Annotated in this window: 16 protein-coding genes and 1 tRNA gene; 8 read left to right on the top strand and 9 right to left on the bottom strand. The window is 50.8% G+C overall.

Features of this window, described 5'->3' with window-relative positions:
* Positions 1-45: 45 nt before the first annotated feature.
* The 3 genes from IEX02_RS15885 to apbC all read right to left on the bottom strand — a co-directional run bounded on the left by IEX02_RS15885 (position 46) and on the right by apbC (position 1,993).
* Positions 46-122, bottom strand: a tRNA-Pro gene (locus IEX02_RS15885).
* 127 nt (positions 123-249) lie between these two features.
* Positions 250-843 carry a dCTP deaminase gene (gene dcd, locus IEX02_RS15880; protein ID WP_188697337.1) on the bottom strand — a complete coding sequence of 198 codons (594 nt, stop codon included), beginning with the start codon at positions 841-843 and terminating at the stop codon, positions 250-252.
* An 85-nt stretch (positions 844-928) separates the two neighbouring features.
* Complete coding sequence (gene apbC / locus IEX02_RS15875) at positions 929-1,993, bottom strand: iron-sulfur cluster carrier protein ApbC (protein WP_229702250.1); 1,065 nt, start codon at positions 1,991-1,993, stop codon at positions 929-931.
* Positions 1,994-2,101: 108 nt separating this feature from the next.
* Between apbC and metG the strand changes: the two genes are divergently transcribed.
* Positions 2,102-4,132: a methionine--tRNA ligase gene (metG, locus tag IEX02_RS15870; RefSeq protein ID WP_188697334.1), complete on the top strand. Its 2,031-nt coding sequence runs from the start codon at positions 2,102-2,104 to the stop codon at positions 4,130-4,132.
* A gap of 28 nt (positions 4,133-4,160) precedes the next feature.
* Here metG and IEX02_RS15865 read toward each other — a convergent pair whose 3' ends face one another.
* Complete coding sequence (locus IEX02_RS15865; protein WP_188697331.1) at positions 4,161-4,883, bottom strand: class I SAM-dependent methyltransferase; 723 nt, start codon at positions 4,881-4,883, stop codon at positions 4,161-4,163.
* 104 nt (positions 4,884-4,987) lie between these two features.
* Between IEX02_RS15865 and gloB the strand changes: the two genes are divergently transcribed.
* The 4 genes from gloB (at position 4,988) to IEX02_RS15845 (ending at position 8,930) form a co-directional block, all read left to right on the top strand.
* Entirely contained in the window at positions 4,988-5,758 is a 771-nt protein-coding gene (gene gloB / locus IEX02_RS15860) for a hydroxyacylglutathione hydrolase (protein ID WP_188697328.1), read from the top strand.
* 123 nt (positions 5,759-5,881) lie between these two features.
* A complete protein-coding gene (locus tag IEX02_RS15855) occupies positions 5,882-7,540 on the top strand; it encodes a LysM peptidoglycan-binding domain-containing protein (protein WP_188697326.1) in 1,659 nt (552 codons plus the stop codon).
* Between the two features lie 5 nt (positions 7,541-7,545).
* The gene (locus tag IEX02_RS15850) at positions 7,546-7,920 is read left to right on the top strand and encodes a four helix bundle protein (RefSeq protein WP_188697321.1); all 375 of its coding nucleotides are present in this window, start codon (positions 7,546-7,548) and stop codon (positions 7,918-7,920) included.
* Between the two features lie 89 nt (positions 7,921-8,009).
* A complete protein-coding gene (locus IEX02_RS15845; RefSeq protein ID WP_229702248.1) occupies positions 8,010-8,930 on the top strand; it encodes an ion transporter in 921 nt (306 codons plus the stop codon).
* 120 nt (positions 8,931-9,050) lie between these two features.
* On the opposite strand, the gene IEX02_RS15840 is transcribed toward IEX02_RS15845, so the two are convergent.
* The 3 genes from IEX02_RS15840 to IEX02_RS15830 form a co-directional block, all read right to left on the bottom strand.
* On the bottom strand, positions 9,051-10,247 hold the full coding sequence (locus IEX02_RS15840; protein ID WP_188697316.1) for an ABC transporter permease: 1,197 nt from the start codon (positions 10,245-10,247) through the stop codon (positions 9,051-9,053).
* Positions 10,247-11,026: an ATP-binding cassette domain-containing protein gene (locus IEX02_RS15835; RefSeq protein WP_188697313.1), complete on the bottom strand. Its 780-nt coding sequence runs from the start codon at positions 11,024-11,026 to the stop codon at positions 10,247-10,249. The genes IEX02_RS15840 and IEX02_RS15835 overlap by 1 nt, the downstream gene beginning before the upstream one ends.
* A 110-nt stretch (positions 11,027-11,136) precedes the next feature.
* Entirely contained in the window at positions 11,137-11,991 is an 855-nt protein-coding gene (locus IEX02_RS15830) for a DUF3025 domain-containing protein (protein ID WP_188697311.1), read from the bottom strand.
* Positions 11,992-12,064: 73 nt separating this feature from the next.
* On the opposite strand from IEX02_RS15830, the gene IEX02_RS15825 reads away from it, so the two are divergent.
* Together IEX02_RS15825 and IEX02_RS15820 are read left to right on the top strand one after the other, a co-directional pair.
* Positions 12,065-13,693 carry a M28 family metallopeptidase gene (locus tag IEX02_RS15825; RefSeq protein WP_229702247.1) on the top strand — a complete coding sequence of 543 codons (1,629 nt, stop codon included), beginning with the start codon at positions 12,065-12,067 and terminating at the stop codon, positions 13,691-13,693.
* A gap of 110 nt (positions 13,694-13,803) precedes the next feature.
* Positions 13,804-14,526, top strand: a complete 723-nt coding sequence (locus IEX02_RS15820) for a diguanylate cyclase domain-containing protein (protein ID WP_188697305.1) — start codon at positions 13,804-13,806, stop codon at positions 14,524-14,526.
* Positions 14,527-14,903: 377 nt separating this feature from the next.
* On the opposite strand, the gene katG is transcribed toward IEX02_RS15820, so the two are convergent.
* Both katG and IEX02_RS15810 read right to left on the bottom strand, forming a co-directional pair.
* Positions 14,904-17,093 (bottom strand): catalase/peroxidase HPI, encoded by a 2,190-nt coding sequence (gene katG, locus IEX02_RS15815; RefSeq protein WP_188697302.1) that lies wholly within the window; start codon positions 17,091-17,093, stop codon positions 14,904-14,906.
* Positions 17,094-17,371: 278 nt separating this feature from the next.
* Positions 17,372-17,953 (bottom strand): Tll0287-like domain-containing protein, encoded by a 582-nt coding sequence (locus IEX02_RS15810; protein WP_188697298.1) that lies wholly within the window; start codon positions 17,951-17,953, stop codon positions 17,372-17,374.
* An 86-nt stretch (positions 17,954-18,039) separates the two neighbouring features.
* Between IEX02_RS15810 and IEX02_RS15805 the strand changes: the two genes are divergently transcribed.
* Positions 18,040-18,489: an OsmC family protein gene (locus tag IEX02_RS15805; protein WP_188697296.1), complete on the top strand. Its 450-nt coding sequence runs from the start codon at positions 18,040-18,042 to the stop codon at positions 18,487-18,489.
* Positions 18,490-18,686: the final 197 nt, after the last annotated feature.

Genomic DNA, 18,686 nt, shown 5'->3' with positions numbered 1-18,686 from the left:
GCAAAGGAAGATTTTAGATTCTGCGGGCATCAGAAAGAGAGAAAATGGTCGGCGTGAGAGGATTTGAACCTCCGACCCCTGACACCCCATGACAGTGCGCTACCAAGCTGCGCTACACGCCGACTGAAGAGGCTGCAAAGTTTACTTATTTTGTCCGGCTTTGCAATGCCCAGATGACAGAAAAAAGTTTGTTTGCCGATTATCTGTGCATCCTGGGCAAGCTCTGTACAATTTTATCGGTAACCAGGCTTAATTGCGGTTGCTATCGGAGCTGATGCGGCTGGCAATGGCCCCCTTCTGATCTTTGTATTTGGCGTCCAGACGGGCGTTATAAGGTTTTTCCGCAAAATCAGACAAAACCTCAAAGCTTAGCGCGCCAATTTTCATATTCGGGCGCAAGGCCAATGGCAGCTTACCGCTGTTGAAAAACTCCAGTACGATATTACCAGACCAACCGGGGTCAATACGGTGTGCAGTCACATGCACCATCAAGCCCAGACGCGCCAGTGATGAACGGCCATCCAACCAGCCCACGACGTTGGCCGGTAAGGTCACCGATTCCAGCGTGACCGCCAGGGCCAATTCGCCAGGATGTAAAAAGAAGGCTTTGCCGTCGGCGATTTCAATCTCGTCACTCATTACCGACTCCAGCGCCGCTTCCATCTCTTCGCGTTTGCCACTTAAGTCGATATAAGGCGCTGCGTGGTCTTCAAATACCCGAAACTTATTGCCCAGACGAATATCCACGGTTACCCCGCTGATCATATTGTCTTCGGGCATAGGCTGAATCTGGATCTTGCCTTCATTAAGCCAGGATTTGATGTCTTTATCGCATAAACGCATGGTGATTCTCGGTTGGCAGGTGAAATCGGGGCACAAAAGTGTGAGGCCGTCATTATTCCTGCGCCCCCGTTTAGATTCAATGCTTTTAATCAGCTTCTTTTATACTGATATCGATAGCTTGGGCGTTATTCAGCCCGTTAATATACAACTGCCTGGCCAACTGCCGGGCTGATGCCCCATAAGCCTGGCTGATAGGGCTGTCGGGCTTATCCACAATCAAGGCCTTGCCGGCATCCGTGTATTCACGAATATGAATATCCAGTGGAATATGTCCTAAAAGCGGTACACTATTTTGCCCACTGATGCGCTCACCACCGCCCTGGGCAAACAAAAACTCTTTATGTCCGCATTGCTCACATTGGTGGTAGCTCATATTCTCCAGCACCCCCAATACCGGCACCTTAACCTTGTTAAACATAGCGATGGCCTTTTGTGCATCGGCCAGGGCAATATTCTGCGGTGTAGTCACCACCAGCGCGCCGGACACCGGCACTTGCTGGGCCAGGGTGAGCTGGATATCGCCGGTACCGGGCGGCATATCTATCAGCAGATAATCCAATTCGGGCCACAGGGTTTCATTCAGCAGTTGCTGCAGGGCTTTACTGGCCATGGGGCCGCGCCATACCGCGGCATCGTCGGCCGGCACCAGATAACCGATGCTGTTGGCCACCAGCCCATGGGCCCGAAGCGGCTGCATATGGCGATTGTCACTGGACTCGGGATGCTCACCGGCATTACCCAGCATAATGGGAATAGACGGGCCATAAATATCGGCATCCAGAATCCCCACTCTGGCGCCCTCGCTGGCCAGTGCCAGTGCCAAATTAATAGTAGTCGTGGACTTACCCACGCCGCCTTTTCCCGACGCCACCGCCAGTAAGTTGCGAATCGCCCTATGCCCGCGCTTGGCATCGCCGCCAAAACTCACATTCTGACGAAGCTGAATCTTTTCGCCCCCTTCGAGCTTTTGTAGGGCTGTGCTCAAGGCCTGATGTTGGGAGGAACAAGCAAATGGCAGGGTCAAAATCCAACCACCCGCTTGTGGCATAAACCAGTCGGCCACCTTTTGTTCCGGCAATGAGAAAAAACCTGCGACACAGGCAACAAAAGGCGAAATATCGGTGCCAGGATGGCGTTTTTTAAAAAACAACGGTGAACTCCTTGCTACAACTTACAGAGAACTATGATTAGGGCGCAGATTTGGGTAACATTTGCCTCTTTTCAAACTCCACCCTCTACTAAGATTCTTAAGGCGGTTATGGCAGATTCGCAACGTAAAATTCTGGTTACCAGTGCCCTTCCCTATGCAAATGGCTCCATTCACCTGGGCCACCTGCTGGAACATATTCAAACGGATATCTGGACCCGTTTTCAGCGAATGCGCGGTCACCAGTGCTACAGCGTGTGCGCCGACGATGCCCACGGCACGCCAGTTATGCTTAAAGCCCAGGAACTGGGTATCAGCCCAGAGCAAATGGTGGAGCAAACCCGCGCTGAACACCATCAGGACCTGCTGGACTTTCACGTGGAGTATGACAACTACTATGTCACCCACTCGCCGGAAAACCGTGAGCTGTCGGAGCTGATTTATCGCCGCCTTAACGACGCCGGCTATATTAGCAAACGTACCATCAGCCAGCTATACGACCCGGAAAAACAGATGTTCCTGCCGGATCGTTTTATCAAAGGCACCTGCCCAAGCTGCGGCGCCGAAGATCAAAACGGTGACAGCTGTGATGTTTGTAGTGCCACCTACAGCCCGACAGAAGTGAAAAATCCGCGCTCTGTGGTATCAGGTGCCACACCGGTGCTGAAAGACTCCGAGCACTACTTCTTCGACCTGCCGCAATTTGAAGGCATGCTCAAAGACTGGCTGAAAAGTGGTGCCATTCAGGAAGAAATGGCTAACAAACTGCAAGAATGGTTTGAAGACGGTCTACAGCAGTGGGACATCAGCCGTGATGCGCCCTACTTTGGCTTTGAAATTCCCGATGCCCCTGGCAAATACTTCTATGTATGGGTAGATGCGCCCGTTGGCTATATGGCCAGCTTTAAAAACTACTGCAATACCCACGGCGTGGACTTTGACAGCTTCTGGAACAAAGGCACCGACACCGAGTTGTATCACTTTATCGGCAAGGATATTACCTACTTCCATTGCCTGTTCTGGCCGGCCATGCTCGAAGGCGCGGGTTTCCGTAAGCCCACCGGCGTCAACGTGCATGGTTTTGTAACCGTCAACGGTGCCAAAATGTCCAAGTCGCGTGGTACCTTTATTAAGGGTCGCACCTATCTTGATCATTTAAATCCTGAATATCTGCGTTACTACTTCGCCAGCAAGCTAAGCGAAGGGGTCACGGACATCGACCTGAATTTTGAAGACTTCGTGACTAAGGTTAACTCGGATCTGGTGGGTAAGGTCGTCAATATCGCCAGCCGCTGCGCCAGCTTTATCAGCAAAAAGTTCGACGGCAAACTGGCTGGCGAACTGCCCGAACCTGCGCTAATTGCCGAGTTCCAAAATGCCAGTGACGCTATTGCCCTGGCGTATGAAAAGCGCCAGTACAACCGTGCTATCCGCGAGATCATGGCCCTGGCCGATAAAGCCAACCAATATATTGATGCGCAAGCCCCCTGGGTAACGATTAAGGATGAGGACAAGCAACTGCTGACCCAGCAAGTCTGCTCGCTGGGTATCAACCTGTTCCGCATTCTGCTGGTGTATCTGAAACCCGTCCTGCCAAAACTGGCTGAGCAAGCCGAGCTGTTCTTAAACGACCAGTTGGACTGGAGTTCTGCGCAAAGCGTACTAACTAACCACAACATCAATGCCTTTAAAGCGCTGATGCAACGTGTAGACATCGACAAGGTCAATGCCGTGATTGAAGCCTCCAAAGAAAACCTGCAAGCCAAAACATCAGGCCCTGCAGCAGATAGCCCGCTGGGCAAAGACCCTATTGGTGACACCATCAGCTTTGATGATTTCGCCAAAGTTGACTTGCGTATCGCCAAAATTGCCAAGGCCGAGCACGTGGAAGGTGCGGATAAGTTATTGCGCCTGCAACTGGATTTAGGTGGCGAAACCCGCCAGGTATTTGCCGGTATCAAGTCCGCTTATCAGCCCGAAGATCTGGAAGGCAAGCTGACCGTGATGGTGGCCAATCTGGCCCCGCGTAAGATGCGTTTCGGTTTGTCTGAAGGCATGGTGCTGGCAGCAGGCCCCGGCGGTAAAGACCTTTGGATCTTAGAGCCGCACAGCGGTGCCCAGCCGGGTATGAAAGTAAAGTAAGTTAAAAAAGCGCCCCAGGGCGCTTTTTTTATATGTTGGCCTGTTTGGCGATAAAGGCCGGTTTGGGGGACCACTTGGGCTTTTGCAACGAAAGGGGAATTTCGCGCTTCTTACCAATCAGAATATAGACCGAACCAAACCAGCGGCAGTAATGGCTGGCCCAGCGCTGGAATTTATTGTCTGGATTGACCTGACGGTCAAACAGCAGTTCGGTGTGCAGCAGACAGCGCTCCTCGACAATTTCAAAGCCAAGCAAATGCATCCAGTCTTTAATACGCATCATGGAGAAGCAGCGCGCATCATGCAGCAGGCTATCGGCACGCAGCGGAATGTATTTGGCAAGCCCTGCCAGACTCAGCGGATTAAAGCCGATCAGGGCCAAGTGCCCATCAGGCATCATCACCCGGTTTACCTCGCGCAGGATTTGGTGTGGATCCTGGGCAAAGTCCAGTTCAAAGGCCAGAACACAGGCATCAATGCAGCGCTCCATAATAGGCAACTGACGGGTTTTGGCTGTTATACCAGGCGCTTTCCCCAGGCCATTATGTACAGAGACTTTGTGTTTAATCGGACATTCGGGCAATGCGATAGATGCACTTAGCTGCCCGACCTGCAAAAGATGGTAGCCAAACCAATGACGACTGGGCTCCCGCAAACGCTCAGCCACCACTTGCTGCAATAGCAAACCACTGGGTAGGTCTTGCCAGGAAGTGGGATAACGAGGCTTTTTGCTGGTCAGAGCCGGCTTCATAGGAACCGTCAGGCTGTTTGGCTGTCTTAGACACCTAGCATACCAGTTTTATTGTAGAGCTGTTACGCTGTTGTCTGTGGTGTTTTTTTAAGTGATATCTCTTGATGCTGACTGTTTCCGCTATTCCCGCTTTTACCGATAACTACATCTGGTGCATACATTCACACCAACAAGCTATATTGGTTGACCCAGGGGAGGCAGCGCCGGCCTTAGCTTTTTTAAAAGCGCAGCAACTGCAGCTAACCGACATTCTCATTACTCACCACCATGCCGATCATATTGGCGGCTTAAAAGCCCTGCTGGCCGCGTATCCGGATGTGGCCATTCATGGTTTGCAATCCCCCCGTGTGCCTTTGGTGAATCAATATGTTAGCCCTGAGAAAAGCTGCTCTATTAGCACGCTTGAATTGGACTTCAAGGTCATGCTGTTGCCTGGTCACACCATAGACCATATCGCTTTTTATCATCCTCAGGTCGGTCTGTTCTGTGGAGACACCTTGTTCAGTGGGGGCTGTGGGCGTTTGTTTGAAGGCACGCCAGAACAGATGTATGCGTCACTGAATACATTGGCCGCACTGCCGGATGACACCAAAGTCTATTGTACTCACGAGTACACTCAGGCCAATTTGCGCTTTGCCAAGGCGGCTGAGCCAGATAATCAGGCTCTTAAGGAATACAGTCACTGGGCGGATAAGCAGCGCGAGGACAACCTCCCAACCCTGCCCAGCCATATCGGCCTTGAAAAGGCCATCAATCCGTTTTTGCGCTGTGACAACGAACAAATTCGTTCACAAGTTGAACAATACCAAGGTATAAAAGCCAATTCCCCAGTGGACGTATTTGCCGGTTTACGGGGCTGGAAAGATCATTTTTAAGCCTTACAATGGCTGCATTATCTACCGCCTGACGCGGTAGCAAACAAGATAACGCAAGACAGCAGACAAGCTCCTAAGTAATGACTTGGTTGCGTCAACAACACGAGAGAATCAGCTAAGCCCATGAAAAAATTGCTGTTTATTATCCCCTTATTGGGGCTTGGTGGCTGTATGACCACCGAAGAAATAAGCCAGGTTGATGAGCAACAGAACAACGAACTGGAAATCGCCGCCCAGGTGATGCAAGCCTGCGAAGAGGCTGAGCACAACAGCGAAACCTGTCAGGTCGCCCAAGAAGGCACTATCCCGGTTACCCACCCGGTGGAAGAGATCAATCACCCGATAGAGACCGTACCGGAACTTATCGATCATCCAAAAGACGTGCAGCAAGTCACAAACTTATGGTCACGTATTGCTACCCAACTGACCTTTGAGGTACCCGATGACCGCCGCGTAGAAGTGCAGCAGAACTGGTATCTCAAACATCCTAAATATATGGACAGGGTCAGCAAGCGCGCCGCGCCCTTTTTGTTCCTGATTGTTGAAGAGCTGGAAAAACGCAATCTGCCCATGGAACTGGCCTTATTGCCCATAGTAGAAAGTGCCTTTGACCCCTTTGCTTACTCCCACGGCCGCGCTGCCGGCATGTGGCAGTTTGTGCCAGAAACCGGTAAACGCTTTGGGTTGCGCCAGAGTTGGTGGTACGACGGTCGTCGTGATGTGTTAGCCTCCACCCAGGCGGCCCTGGATTATCTGGTCTATCTGAACAACATGTTTGATGGCGACTGGTTACACGCACTGGCCGCCTATAACAGTGGTGAAGGCCGGGTAGCCAGGGCAATCAAAAGCAATAAGCGTAAAGGTAAAAACATCGACTTCTGGTCATTGGATCTGCCCCGCGAAACCCGCGCCTATGTACCTAAGTTACTGGCGCTGGCCAATATCCTGAAAAATGCCGATGAGTGGAACGCAAAGTGGTTACCCATTGAGAATCGTCAGGTAACTGGTGTGGTCGATGTAGGCTCACAAATTGATTTGGCCCTGGCGGCGGATTTAGCAGGGCTGAGTGTTAAGGAACTGCATGCCTTAAATCCTGGGTACAACCGCTGGGCAACGGATCCTAAAGGACCGCATACCTTGCTGCTGCCCTTGGAAAAAGTCGATAGCTTTATGATTGCCCTCAACGAGTTGGACGAGTCTAAACGCCTGAACTGGGTTCGCCATCAGGTAAAAAGCGGTGACAGCCTGCTCAAGTTGGCCAAGAAATACCACACCTCTACAGATGTGATTCAGCAGGTTAATGAGCTAAAGGGCAATATGATCCGCTCCGGCGACCATCTGCTTATCCCTGTCGCCCTCAAATCCCAGGACTATTACAGCCTGTCCGCAGAACAACGCCTGGCCGACACCCAAGCCAAGCCGCGTGCGTCTTACCAATTAACCCACCAAGTGAAAAGCGGCGATACCCTGTGGGAACTAAGCCGCAAGTACCATGTGAATGTGCGTAATCTGGCCAAATGGAATGGTATGGCTCCTACCGATCCTTTAATGCCAGGCAAAAAGCTGGTGATTTGGGTAAATAAAGTCTCCAGCACCCAATCTGATAACGCCATTATGCGCACCCTGACTTACACAGTCAGGAACGGCGATTCCCTGGCGCGTATCGCCAGCAAGTTTAAGGTAGGGGTAGATGATTTAGCACGCTGGAATCAGCTTAACGCCAAGAAGTATCTGCAACCCGGCCAGAAGCTGAAAGTGCATGTGGATGTGACTCGGATCTGAGTGAGGTGGGAGGAGTGAGAAAACATCATGACTTGCTAGTGTGGCAGCACTCTATGGAATTGGTTGAACACATTTACGCACTCACACACACTTTCCCTCGTTCGGAACAATTTTGTTTGATTTCACAGATGCGCAGAGCTGCCGTGTCTGTGCCATCAAACATTGCCGAGGGCGCAGCCAGAGAGAGTAACTTAGAATTTAAACATTTTTTGGTTATCGCCAGAGGCTCATTGAGTGAATTGGAAACCCAACTGATGCTTGCAGATAAACTCGGCTTTTGTTCTAACACCAAACCACACATGGATCGCCTGGAGGTAATATTTGCGCTGCTGGGTGGACTCATACGTAAACTAAATAACGCCTCTTCACCTCACACCTAACATTTAACTCCTCCCCCACTATGCTTAATTTCAGTGTAAAGCGACTCAGGGAAAGCCACCAAGGTACCTGGCTTCTACTGGACTTCTTTATGCTGGGCCTGCTGATTCTCAATTTGGCCCTTATCCTATTCGACTCACTTTATGCCACCGATATGGTGCGCCAGTCGTTAAATCAACTCTCCCCCTCTCTGCTTGACTGGTATAAGCCACTGCACGCCAATTTTATTCTGATTGATCTGGTGTTTGTGGGCATATTCCTCAGCGAGTTTATGCTGCGCTGGATAGTGGCCATTAAACGCAAGGATTATCTGCGCTGGTATTTTTATCCTTTTATTCATTGGTACGATCTGGTGGGCTGCATCCCGGTGGGAGGTGCCAGATTTCTACGTTTTTTACGCCTCTTTTCCATTCTCTACCGCTTACAGAAATACCAAATCATTGATATTAAAGACACTGCACCCTATCGCTTTTTGGCATTTTATTATCAGGTGTTTGTTGAAGAAGTCAGCGACCGGGTGGTTATCAAAGTACTGTCCGATGCCCAGGATGATTTGCGCCAGGGCTCGCCCTTACTTAGCGACATTACCAATAAGGTGCTGGCTAGTCGCCGGCCGGTGTTGTGTCAGTGGCTCGCGTCGATGTTGGTGCACTCGGGCCATACCCTCACCGACGAAAAAAGCGGTGAAATCGTCCGACAGCACGTACAGGCCAGCGTATCTAAGGCCGTGCGGGATAATACCCAGGTAGCGCGGTTACGCCTGGTACCAGTACTGGGCGGTAGTGTTGAGAAAATGCTGGAAAATGCGGTGTCAGATATTGTGGTGCAAAGCCTGGCTAATCTGCTGCTCGATGTCACGCCGGATAAGCTAGATCAGTTATTGGAACATGGTTTAGGGGCTAGCAACCAACAGGAGCAAGCCTTAGATCAGGAAATGCTAAGTGTCGTGGATGAATGCCTGGAATTGCTGAAAAGCCATGTCGGCAAACAGCGCTGGAAAGACGCCTTGTAACAGCGTTACAAGACGGCCTTAGCGCCTCAGCCACTGTCAGCAATGCCTGCCCCCCACTCCCTCAAGCAAAAAAGCCCCGAATAGCCTGGCTATTCGGGGCTTCTAGCAGATTGTTTACTACTATCTGAACAGCACTTTTTCCTGATTAAACCAGTACACGCAAAATGCGATAAGCGCACCGGCAATCATGACTGTAGAACCAAAAATGGCGAACAACGAAACATAATCCATAGTGCCTTTTATCAGCTCTTTGATAGCCAGGGCCACATTGGTAATAGGCACCCAGGCCCAACCGCCTTTGAGGTCAACCCCTGGCATCATCGCCATCACAATGGGTAAAATCGCCACCATAATCAAGCTGCCCATATAGCTTTGTGCTTCTTTAAAGCTGCGCGCATAGATGGACAAGCTCAGCAGTAAGGCCGCAAAAATCGCAGCAATGGGTGCCAACATCAGGAACATCAGCACAAAGTCCAATGCACTGATAGCGCTCATAAACTCACCGACTACCTTAATGGCCATGCCCTGACTGAGAACAATCCCCCACACCGCCATACTCAATATGGTCATCAACGCACAAGTTACACCGGCAAAGGCAATGGTTAGGAATTTACCCAATACCAGCTTATGTCGTTCGGTGGGCGAGATAAGCAAGGTTTCCAGCGTGCCTCTTTCCTTTTCGCCCGCCCCCATATCGGTGGCGGGATACATGGCGCCCTGCAAACAAAGTAAGAACAGAATATAAGGCAGGAAACCACCGATTTTCTCCCCCCAGTTCTCACGGCTGTCCGCCACATCTTCTTTTTCGATTACCACAGGTTTCAGTAACCCGGTTTGCTGGAAATCATTTAACGCCAGGGCATCAAAAGCCTGACGGCGTTTGTTCTCCACCTGACTATCCACCAGTTCCTTAACCCTGGATTGCACCATATTCAGGCCGGCATCATTCAATACCAGTACTAAGGTAGCCTGGCCGCCTTCCAGCAGCGGCTGGTCGTAGTTGCTGGGCACTTTCAGGGCAAAGTCGATGCTTTCGTCGCGGATCAACTGTTTAAAGTCAGCATCCGCCCCCACCTCAACCAACTCAAATTTATCGCTGGCCGCGGCAAGGGAGTCACTGAGTCCCTTGGCATATTCGCCACCAACAATGGCGTACTTCAGCACCTTGGTTTCCGCCTCTTTCACCGCCTTGCTGGCAAAAAAGCCGAAGGCACCGAAAATCAGGGGAAACAACAACAAAGGTAAGGCGATCATAAAGAACAAGGTCTTTCGGTCGCGTAACAGTTCCAGTAATTCTTTTTTAAACACCAACCACATTATTCTGCTCCTTTTATCGTGGTCAGGAATGACTCATGCATAGAGCCAGAAGACAAACCTTTAAAGTCCAGCAACGAACCATCAAAACAGGTACGACCCTTATCGATCACCGTGACCTTGTCACAAAGTTCATCCACTTCATCTAAATGGTGGGTAGAGAAGATCACCGGTGTTCCCTGCGTCTTCAGACGGCGGATAAAGTCCAGTACGGTTTGAGTGGCCATAATATCCAGGCCGGTGGTGGGTTCGTCCAAAATCACCACTTCAGGTTGGTGGATCACCGCCCGGGCAATAGAGGTTTTTTGTTTCATGCCTGTGGAGAAGCTTTCACTGCGTCTGTCCAGAAAACTGTGCATATCAAGAAGATCGGCCAGCTCGTTAATACGCTGCTTAAGCTCGGCCTCGCTAACACCGTGCAGACGGCCGAAATACTCAATATTCTCACGACCGGTCAAGCGCCCATATAAGCCGGTAGAACCGGATAGAAAGCCAATCTTGCGCCTGGCTACCAAGGGTTCGGCCAGAATATCCACCCCATTGATACTGACACTACCCGCGGTGGGTTTAATGGCGGTGGACAACATGCGCAGTGTTGTGGTTTTACCAGCTCCGTTAGGTCCCAACAAACCCAGCACCTGGCCTTGCTCACAATGAAAACTGACATCTTCAACAGAATGAAAAAAACGTCCTTTGAGTCTGGGATCTTGTTTTTCCTGCTCGCTGAGCTTTTTAACATTCTCGACCACAAACTTTTTGGCCAGCCCCTTAATTTCAATCATAACAACCCGAACTCCTTCCCTCTTTAGTGCTTATTATTGTAAAAGTAACGATAAAATTGGTTACACAGAGCTAATAGTCAGACAAGGCGAAATTTAATAACAGATTTTTTTCATTTTCTTTTCGGCATAAAGTAATCCTGATTGTCATAGAATGACGGCACCTCGTTATCAGCCCACCAGCCAGGCACCCCTAACAAGGGCAAAGGCGACAACGCGCCCCGCTCCGCCAGGCAATCTTGTTCTTCCACACGCGCCAGCAGTTCTTCATCAACATAGGCAAGCTGCAGCTTCTTATCCCAGCAAAAATAGTCTTTTGGCACCTCAATCCCCAGCCATTTGCCCGTGAGTCCAATATAAGGATTGAGCAGCATTTCGTAATTGGCATGACCGAATATCAGGGCTTGTATTCCTTGCCCCCATTCGCTTCGATGGGCCACAAAGGCCTGCTGCCAGCTGTGCTGCCTCAACAGATTGGGGATGGTATCGGTTGTATAAACCAGCAATACGCCACATTCATCGAAATGGGTAATACGGTTGCGTCTCGGTGTACGCCGGCTTGTTCCCTCGGTTTCAATATCACGCATATGCAAACGATTTAAAGCCGCTTTACTGCGGGGGAACTGCTTCCATATCAGGGCATTAAACAAATCATGCCAGTTATTTGGACGAGTCGGCACTTGTTGATAACGCGAGATAAAAGACTCGTAACAAAGGGACTGCTCGTCTAAGTGCTGTTGAGGTACAAAGCTGACTGGCAATGATTTATCCGTGTTCAACCACAGATAATCCGGCCAACCAGCCAAGCTGTTCAGATCAAATAACTGCCCCAGCCAGGAAAAAGGAGGGCAATTAAATACCTCTGCCGACCAGTCCTGGGGAAGATTAGGGGCAAATCGCCTGGCAGTGGTCGCATTTTTCTTGCCACTGGTCGCAAGGTGAACGGGTTTTGGGCGGTTGTCCAACATGGGCTGACTAGTCTTGATCCTTGGATTTACCTATACTTGAGCCGAATTTTACGTGATGCAAAACGAGATGATAATGAAAAAAAACCTATTGGCTGTAGCTATTGCACCACTCTTCCTGGCGCTTGGTTGTACATCCACCTCAACGACTACAAATAATTTCTCCACGGCCTATGACAGCATCACCGCTGCCGAACTGGCCCAGCATACCAAAACCCTGGCATCTGACGAATTTGAAGGCCGCCTGCCCACCACTCTGGGCGAAGAAAAGACCGTCGATTATCTGGTCAGTGAATTTAAGCGTTTGGGCCTCAAGCCCGGTAACGGTGACAGCTATTTGCAGTCGGTAAACCTGCTGGAAATCACCGCCAATCCCAATGTTACCCTGCAACTGGGCAACCAGACTCTGAAGTATAAAGAGAACATGGTGGTTGCTACCAAACGTGAGCAGGAAAGCGTGTCGTTAGACAACTCAGAGCTGGTGTTTGTCGGCTATGGCGTTAACGCCCCTGAGTATGACTGGAACGATTACGAAGGCCTGGACGTAAAAGGTAAAACCGTGGTGATTCTGGTTAACGACCCGGGGTTTGAAAACCCAGACAGCGGCAAGTTCCAGGGTAAAACCATGACCTATTATGGCCGCTGGACTTACAAATACGAAGAAGCCAGCCGCCAAGGCGCTGCAGGTGCCTTGATTATTCATGAAACAGAACCTGCCTCTTACGGTTGGTCAGTAGTAGGTAACAGCTGGAGCGGCCCACAGTACAGTCTGGCCAGTGCAGACGGTAACGCAGGTCGGGTTGCCGTTGAAGGTTGGATAGACCTGGATGCCGCTAAGGCCCTTTTCGCCGAAGCCGGTATGAACTTCGCAGAAATGAAAGCCAAGGCGCAGCAGGGCCCCATCGCTCAGCCTTTAGGTGTCACCACATCGGTTACCGTTAAGAGCACACTTAAGCGTTCCACCAGCAGCAACGTGATTGCTACCCTGCCCGGTCGCACCCAGCCTGATGAGCATATTATTTATACCGCCCACTGGGATCATTTAGGTAAAGATGAAAGCCTCAACGGCGACCATATCTATAATGGCGCCCACGACAACGCCACCGGCACCGCTGCGCTGCTGGAAATGGCTGAAGCCTTTACCACCTTAAAACAAGCCCCTGAGCGTTCTATTACCTTCCTGGCAGTCACTGCCGAAGAGCAAGGATTGCTGGGCTCAGCTTACTATGCCGAGCACCCGGTTATTCCGTTGAACAAAACCGTGGCTAACCTGAATATGGACGCCATGAATATTCTGGGTCGTACTAAAGACGTAGCCGTCGTCGGTAAAGGCAAGTCTGAACTAGAGACTTACCTGGAAAAAGCCGCCAAAGGCCAGGGACGTTATCTGACCCAGGAAGACAGACCGGAAGCCGGTTACTACTATCGCTCAGATCACTTCAGCCTGGCTAAAAAAGGCGTTCCCGCCCTGTATGCCAAAGGTGGCGTAGATAGCTGGGATGAAAACACCGCAACCTACCGCAAACGTACTCAAGTGATCACTCGTGGTTGCTACCACCAGGTATGTGACCAGTTCCGCGAAAGCTGGGACTTTGGTGGCGTTGAACAAGACACCCGCATGTTCTTTGAAGTCGGTTTTGATATTGCCGAAAGCAAGGACTGGCCTAAGTGGTCGCCAACCAGCGAGTTCCAACGTAAAAACTAATGGGTACCGGCCGGTTGGACTACAACCGGCCACTCATCTTCCAGCACATGGCATGAAGCCAGTGTCCCCTTCAGTGATAGGACTTCACAAATGACACTGAGGTAGTAGTCGTGATCCTGGAAAAGCTCAAGGCACGTATCAGACGGCGCTCCTATATGGATATGTTGTTTGTTGCCATATCTACCCTGGCGGTATTTGTTCTGCTCGGTAGGTTTGACATGCTGGAGATGATTTATCACGCCTCTCGCCGCTATGAGCATTGGGAGTTGGATGAATTAGTGCCCAGCGGCGTTTATCTTATTCTTGCGCTATTCTTTTTCTCCATCCGCCGCTGGCGGGACGTGCAAACCTTATCCAATCTCAGCGAAGAGCAATCCTTGCGTCACAGTATCACCGGCTATCCGAATCGTCGGGCGCTGGACAGACTGCTGTTAGGCAAGCTGCGCGACAGTGATTTCCCCCTCACCCTGGTGATGGTAGATGCCTTAGGCTTACGTCAGGCCACCATGAATTACGGCTTGTCCATGGGAGATGAATTACAAGAAAAGATCATGCAACAGGTTAGCAGCCTACTTCAGCCCACTGAACTGTTAGGACACTGGAGTAGCGAGCAACTGATGGTTTTTGCCCCCGCAGCCAGTGATGAACGACGCCGAGCATTAAAGCAGGCCATTAGTAATCTGCACATCAGTCTCACCCCGGAAGCCCCGGCAGATATCAACTTTATCTGTGTCAGTGTGGTGGTTGAAAACAGGGACAAGTTACAACTAGGGCTGGAACAACTGGAAGACGCTTTATATCTGTCCCACGCGCGCTATATTCGTGAAGGCTAAGATGCATGCGGCGGTGCGCCGATCATAGCAGCCACTACGCCACTTCGGGCAAACTTCGTCCCATTGTTCTGCAACACTTTAATAAATCTGTCATATTTTTTAACTAGTCTCTGCCCATTGTTCTCATACCCCCGTCACAATGGCCGCCGCTGTTCTCTATTCTCCGACCATAAACCGTATCTTGCTCGCCAGTGCCAGCTTACTTTACCTCGGCCTGACAGTGTTGTTCTCCGTCCATCAGCTGCGCCCCCACAATTGACAACCTGCACACCTATCAATGCAAGCTGCTAGATCAGCACATTGATAAGCAACAATGATTAAGACAATAAAAAAAGCGCCGGTTGTCCGGCGCTTCTTATTGATTACTTCAAATCTAATTACTTCAAATCAAACCTGTCGGCGTTCATCACCTTAGTCCAGGCATTGACAAAGTCGCGGACAAACTTCTCTCGGTTGTCATCCTGGGCATAGACTTCAGCGTAAGCCCGCAGGATGGCATTAGAGCCGAACACCAGATCCACCCGGGTCGCCGTCCATTTCACCTCGCCGCTACTGCGCAATTTAATGTCATAAGAATTACGCCCCGTGGGTACCCAGCTATAGTCCATGTCCGTCAGGTTAACGAAAAAGTCGTTACTCAGTACCCCTACCCGGTCGGTAAACACACCATGAGCGCTACCGCCAAAGTTAGTACCCAGCACCCGCATTCCCCCTATCAGCGCGGTCATTTCATGGGCAGTTAAGCCCATCAGTTGAGCGCGATCCAACATCATTTCTTCCGGCTGTACCGAATAATGCTGTTTCTGATAGTTACGAAACGCATCATGCAGCGGTTCCAGTACCGCAAAGGACTCCACATCTGTCATCTCTTGTGTGGCATCACCACGGCCTGGCGCAAAAGGCACGCTAATACTAACACCAGCGTCGCGCGCGGCTTTTTCAATGGCGGCGCTACCACCCAACACGATTAAATCGGCAATACTGACCGGCTTGGCAAAACCGCTTTGAATCTCTTCCAGCACATTGAGTACTTTCTCCAACCTGGCTGGCTCATTGCCCTCCCAGTCTTTCTGAGGTGCCAGACGGATTCTGGCGCCATTGGCACCGCCACGATAGTCAGAGCCTCTGAAGGTACGGGCGCTGTCCCAGGCCGTTGCCACCAGTTCACCTGTTGTCAGGCCACTGGAGAGGATATTGGCTTTGAGCATTTCCACCTCAGCCTGGCTTAGGCTGTAATTGGCTTTAGGAATGGGATCCTGCCAAATCAGGTCTTCCGCCGGAACCTCAGGGCCCAGATAACGGCTTTTGGGGCCTAAATCACGGTGCGTCAACTTAAACCAGGCACGGGCAAACACCTCATCAAAGTAAGCCGGATCGGCACGGAATCTTTCGGCTATCTTGCGATATTCGGGGTCCATTTTCAGGGCCATATCCGCATCGGTCATCATAGGGTTGCAGCGAATCGACGCATCTTCTACATCGACTGGCTTATCTTCATCGCGAATACTGACCGGCTCCCATTGCCAAGCACCTGCCGGGCTTTTCACCAGTTCCCATTCATGATTGAACAGCATTTCAAAATAGCCGTTGTCCCACTGGGTCGGATGAGTAGTCCAGGCACCTTCAATACCACTGGTCACCGTATCACGGCCCACACCTCGGGACTTGTGGTTCATCCAACCCATACCTTGTTCCTGAATATCCGCCCCTTCCGGTGCCGGCCCCAGGTTAGCGGCATCACCGTTTCCGTGCGCTTTACCCACAGTATGACCGCCGGCGGTCAGTGCCACGGTTTCTTCATCGTTCATGGCCATACGGGCAAAAGTGACACGCATATCCTGTGCGGTTTTCAGTGGATCGGGATTACCGTCCACCCCTTCAGGGTTCACATAAATAAGGCCCATCATCACCGCAGCCAGGGGATTTTCCAGGTCACGTTCACCACTGTAACGGCTGTTTTCACCGCCTGATGGGGCCAACCATTCTTTTTCCGAGCCCCAGTAGGTGTCTTTTTCCGGATGCCAGATATCTTCACGTCCGCCTGCAAAACCGAAGGTTTTCAGGCCCATAGACTCATAGGCCACATTACCGGCCAGAATAATCAGATCCGCCCAGGATAAACTGTTACCGTACTTTTTCTTCACCGGCCACAGCAAACGTCTGGCCTTGTCCAGGTTGCCGTTATCTGGCCAGCTGTTCAGCGGCGCAAAACGCTGATTGCCGGTGCCGCCGCCACCGCGACCATCAGCAATACGATAGGAACCGGCCGCATGCCAGGCCATACGGATCATCAGACCGCCATAATGTCCCCAGTCAGCTGGCCACCAGCCTTTGCTGTCGGTCATCAGGGCATGTAAATCGGCTTTAACCGCGGCGAAATCAAGCTTACTGAACGCCTCGGCATAGTTGAAATCGGCATCCATAGGATTGGTTTTGTGGTCATGCTGATGCAGGATGTCCAGATTCAGCGAATTCGGCCACCAGGCGGTATTACTGCTGCCAGCCGACGTATTGCCACCATGCATAAACGGGCACTGGCCATTGGAAGACGGGGTATGTTTTTCCATGTCTGATTCCTCTTCATATTGCAAAGTTGGATGAACACGTTTCATCTCAGATAGATAAACCTTAGCAGCGCCTCATCATCTAAAAAACAAAATTAATACAAACAACTCAATCTATTTTAAAGATTAAAGATCCTTCTTAAATCTGACCGCCAGGCCGCTAAGGGGTTCCCTCCAATAGGCTAAGGGCAAAAATGCAAAAGGCCTGACAAAGTGGACAGGCCTTAAGTAAAGAGGAGATTTGCCCGGCTGTAAAATAACCAGGCGGATAGATTTAGCCACTAGGGCAACGATTTTTCCACACTAAAGATACCGCGCAGTTCCCCTGCGCTAAAACCGGTTGCCAGATCCTGGGGATAATGTTCCCCCAGTACCGCCTGCACGTCGTCGGCTATTTGTGAACCATGACAGGCCAGGCACAGCCCTTCGGTGACTATGGGTTTGGCCAAACGAAAGCGGTCGTTTTGCAACTGAGTGACCATAAGCGATGCCGCTGCCTGACCACCGCTCATCGCCTTTTGAAAACGGTTAATTTGTTCCAGTTCCCAGCTATCTGGCTGATTGTCGGGATTGCGCACCTTATGGCTGGTGCGCCCAACCTTCCAACCATCGGTAGAATAAGTCTCGGCAATACGTGGTGCTTCATCTCGGCATACTTCAATACCTTTGACCAAGCCGCCGCTTTGAATAGCCTGTTTTAGGGTGCCTTTCAGCGTGCTGCCAAACTGCGCAATTCTGGCCTTAGCTTCGGCTTGCAGTGCCTGCTCGTTCAGCGCTGCCTGCGGCTCGGCCTTGGCGCTATAGGTTATTAGGCACAGACTGGATATGACCGGCAAGACAAGTGTTCGGGTTAATTTTTGCATCCGTTGTTTCCCTCAGAGTAGTCACTGCCTTAGTATAAAGTTTCATCCAAGGCAGTCTATAAGACCATCAGATAACGGAGTAGATCATGGCTGAACAGCATGAATTTTCTGTCTCTCTTACCTTATTACAAGGTTATAAATTTGAAGTGGATTTTGGCGAATTCGGGCAAGCCTTTACCGATGAACCCGCCCCGTTAGGTGAAGGCGATGGCCCCAATCCCTCGCGTTTACTTGCCGCCTCGGTAGCGAACTGCCTGGCAGCCAGTTTGCTGTTTGCGATTCGCAAATTCAAAGAGGAGCCCGGAAAAGTGACGGCCACAGTAAGCGGCGCATTAGAGCGTCAGGACGGCAGATGGCGAATTGGTAAACTGGACGTACAGTTACAACTGGGTAATAGCGCACAAGCCATCCCCCATCTGGAACGGGCTTTAGACCAGTTTGAGAACTTCTGTGTGGTCACTCAAAGCGTGCGCCAGGGCATTGATGTCAGCGTTAGCGTAGTAGATAGCGACAAAATCCCGTTAAAACAGGCTTAACTTCTCACCGAGTTAAAGGGAGCAACCCGCTCCCTCGCCCTGTGGGAGGCATTGCACAGCGTTTATGCCTTTATAAGAAAGTTTATTACAGAATCATCTTGCATTTTTTGCTGAGACTGGCACAGTCGTGAGGACGAAAGCTTTATTTCTCAAAAAGTCGGCTTTCAGCAAAAGTTTTTTACTAACACCCTGTTTTT

Source organism: Bowmanella pacifica (assembly GCF_014645355.1).
Classification (GTDB): domain Bacteria; phylum Pseudomonadota; class Gammaproteobacteria; order Enterobacterales; family Alteromonadaceae; genus Bowmanella; species Bowmanella pacifica.
This window is presented reverse-complemented; position numbering and strand designations above follow the sequence as displayed.

Excerpts from the sequence above, each read along its gene's own strand:
- dcd (WP_188697337.1), bottom strand. The coding sequence starts at position 843 with ATGCGTTTATGCGATAAAGACATCAAATCCTGGCTTAATGAAGGCAAG.
- metG (WP_188697334.1), top strand. The coding sequence starts at position 2,102 with ATGGCAGATTCGCAACGTAAAATTCTGGTTACCAGTGCCCTTCCCTAT.
- IEX02_RS15865 (WP_188697331.1), bottom strand. The coding sequence starts at position 4,883 with ATGAAGCCGGCTCTGACCAGCAAAAAGCCTCGTTATCCCACTTCCTGG.
- gloB (WP_188697328.1), top strand. The coding sequence starts at position 4,988 with ATGCTGACTGTTTCCGCTATTCCCGCTTTTACCGATAACTACATCTGG.
- IEX02_RS15855 (WP_188697326.1), top strand. The coding sequence starts at position 5,882 with ATGAAAAAATTGCTGTTTATTATCCCCTTATTGGGGCTTGGTGGCTGT.
- IEX02_RS15845 (WP_229702248.1), top strand. The coding sequence starts at position 8,010 with ATGCTGGGCCTGCTGATTCTCAATTTGGCCCTTATCCTATTCGACTCA.
- IEX02_RS15840 (WP_188697316.1), bottom strand. The coding sequence starts at position 10,247 with ATGTGGTTGGTGTTTAAAAAAGAATTACTGGAACTGTTACGCGACCGA.
- IEX02_RS15835 (WP_188697313.1), bottom strand. The coding sequence starts at position 11,026 with ATGATTGAAATTAAGGGGCTGGCCAAAAAGTTTGTGGTCGAGAATGTT.
- IEX02_RS15830 (WP_188697311.1), bottom strand. The coding sequence starts at position 11,991 with ATGTTGGACAACCGCCCAAAACCCGTTCACCTTGCGACCAGTGGCAAG.
- IEX02_RS15825 (WP_229702247.1), top strand. The coding sequence starts at position 12,065 with ATGAAAAAAAACCTATTGGCTGTAGCTATTGCACCACTCTTCCTGGCG.
- katG (WP_188697302.1), bottom strand. The coding sequence starts at position 17,093 with ATGGAAAAACATACCCCGTCTTCCAATGGCCAGTGCCCGTTTATGCAT.
- IEX02_RS15810 (WP_188697298.1), bottom strand. The coding sequence starts at position 17,953 with ATGCAAAAATTAACCCGAACACTTGTCTTGCCGGTCATATCCAGTCTG.
- IEX02_RS15805 (WP_188697296.1), top strand. The coding sequence starts at position 18,040 with ATGGCTGAACAGCATGAATTTTCTGTCTCTCTTACCTTATTACAAGGT.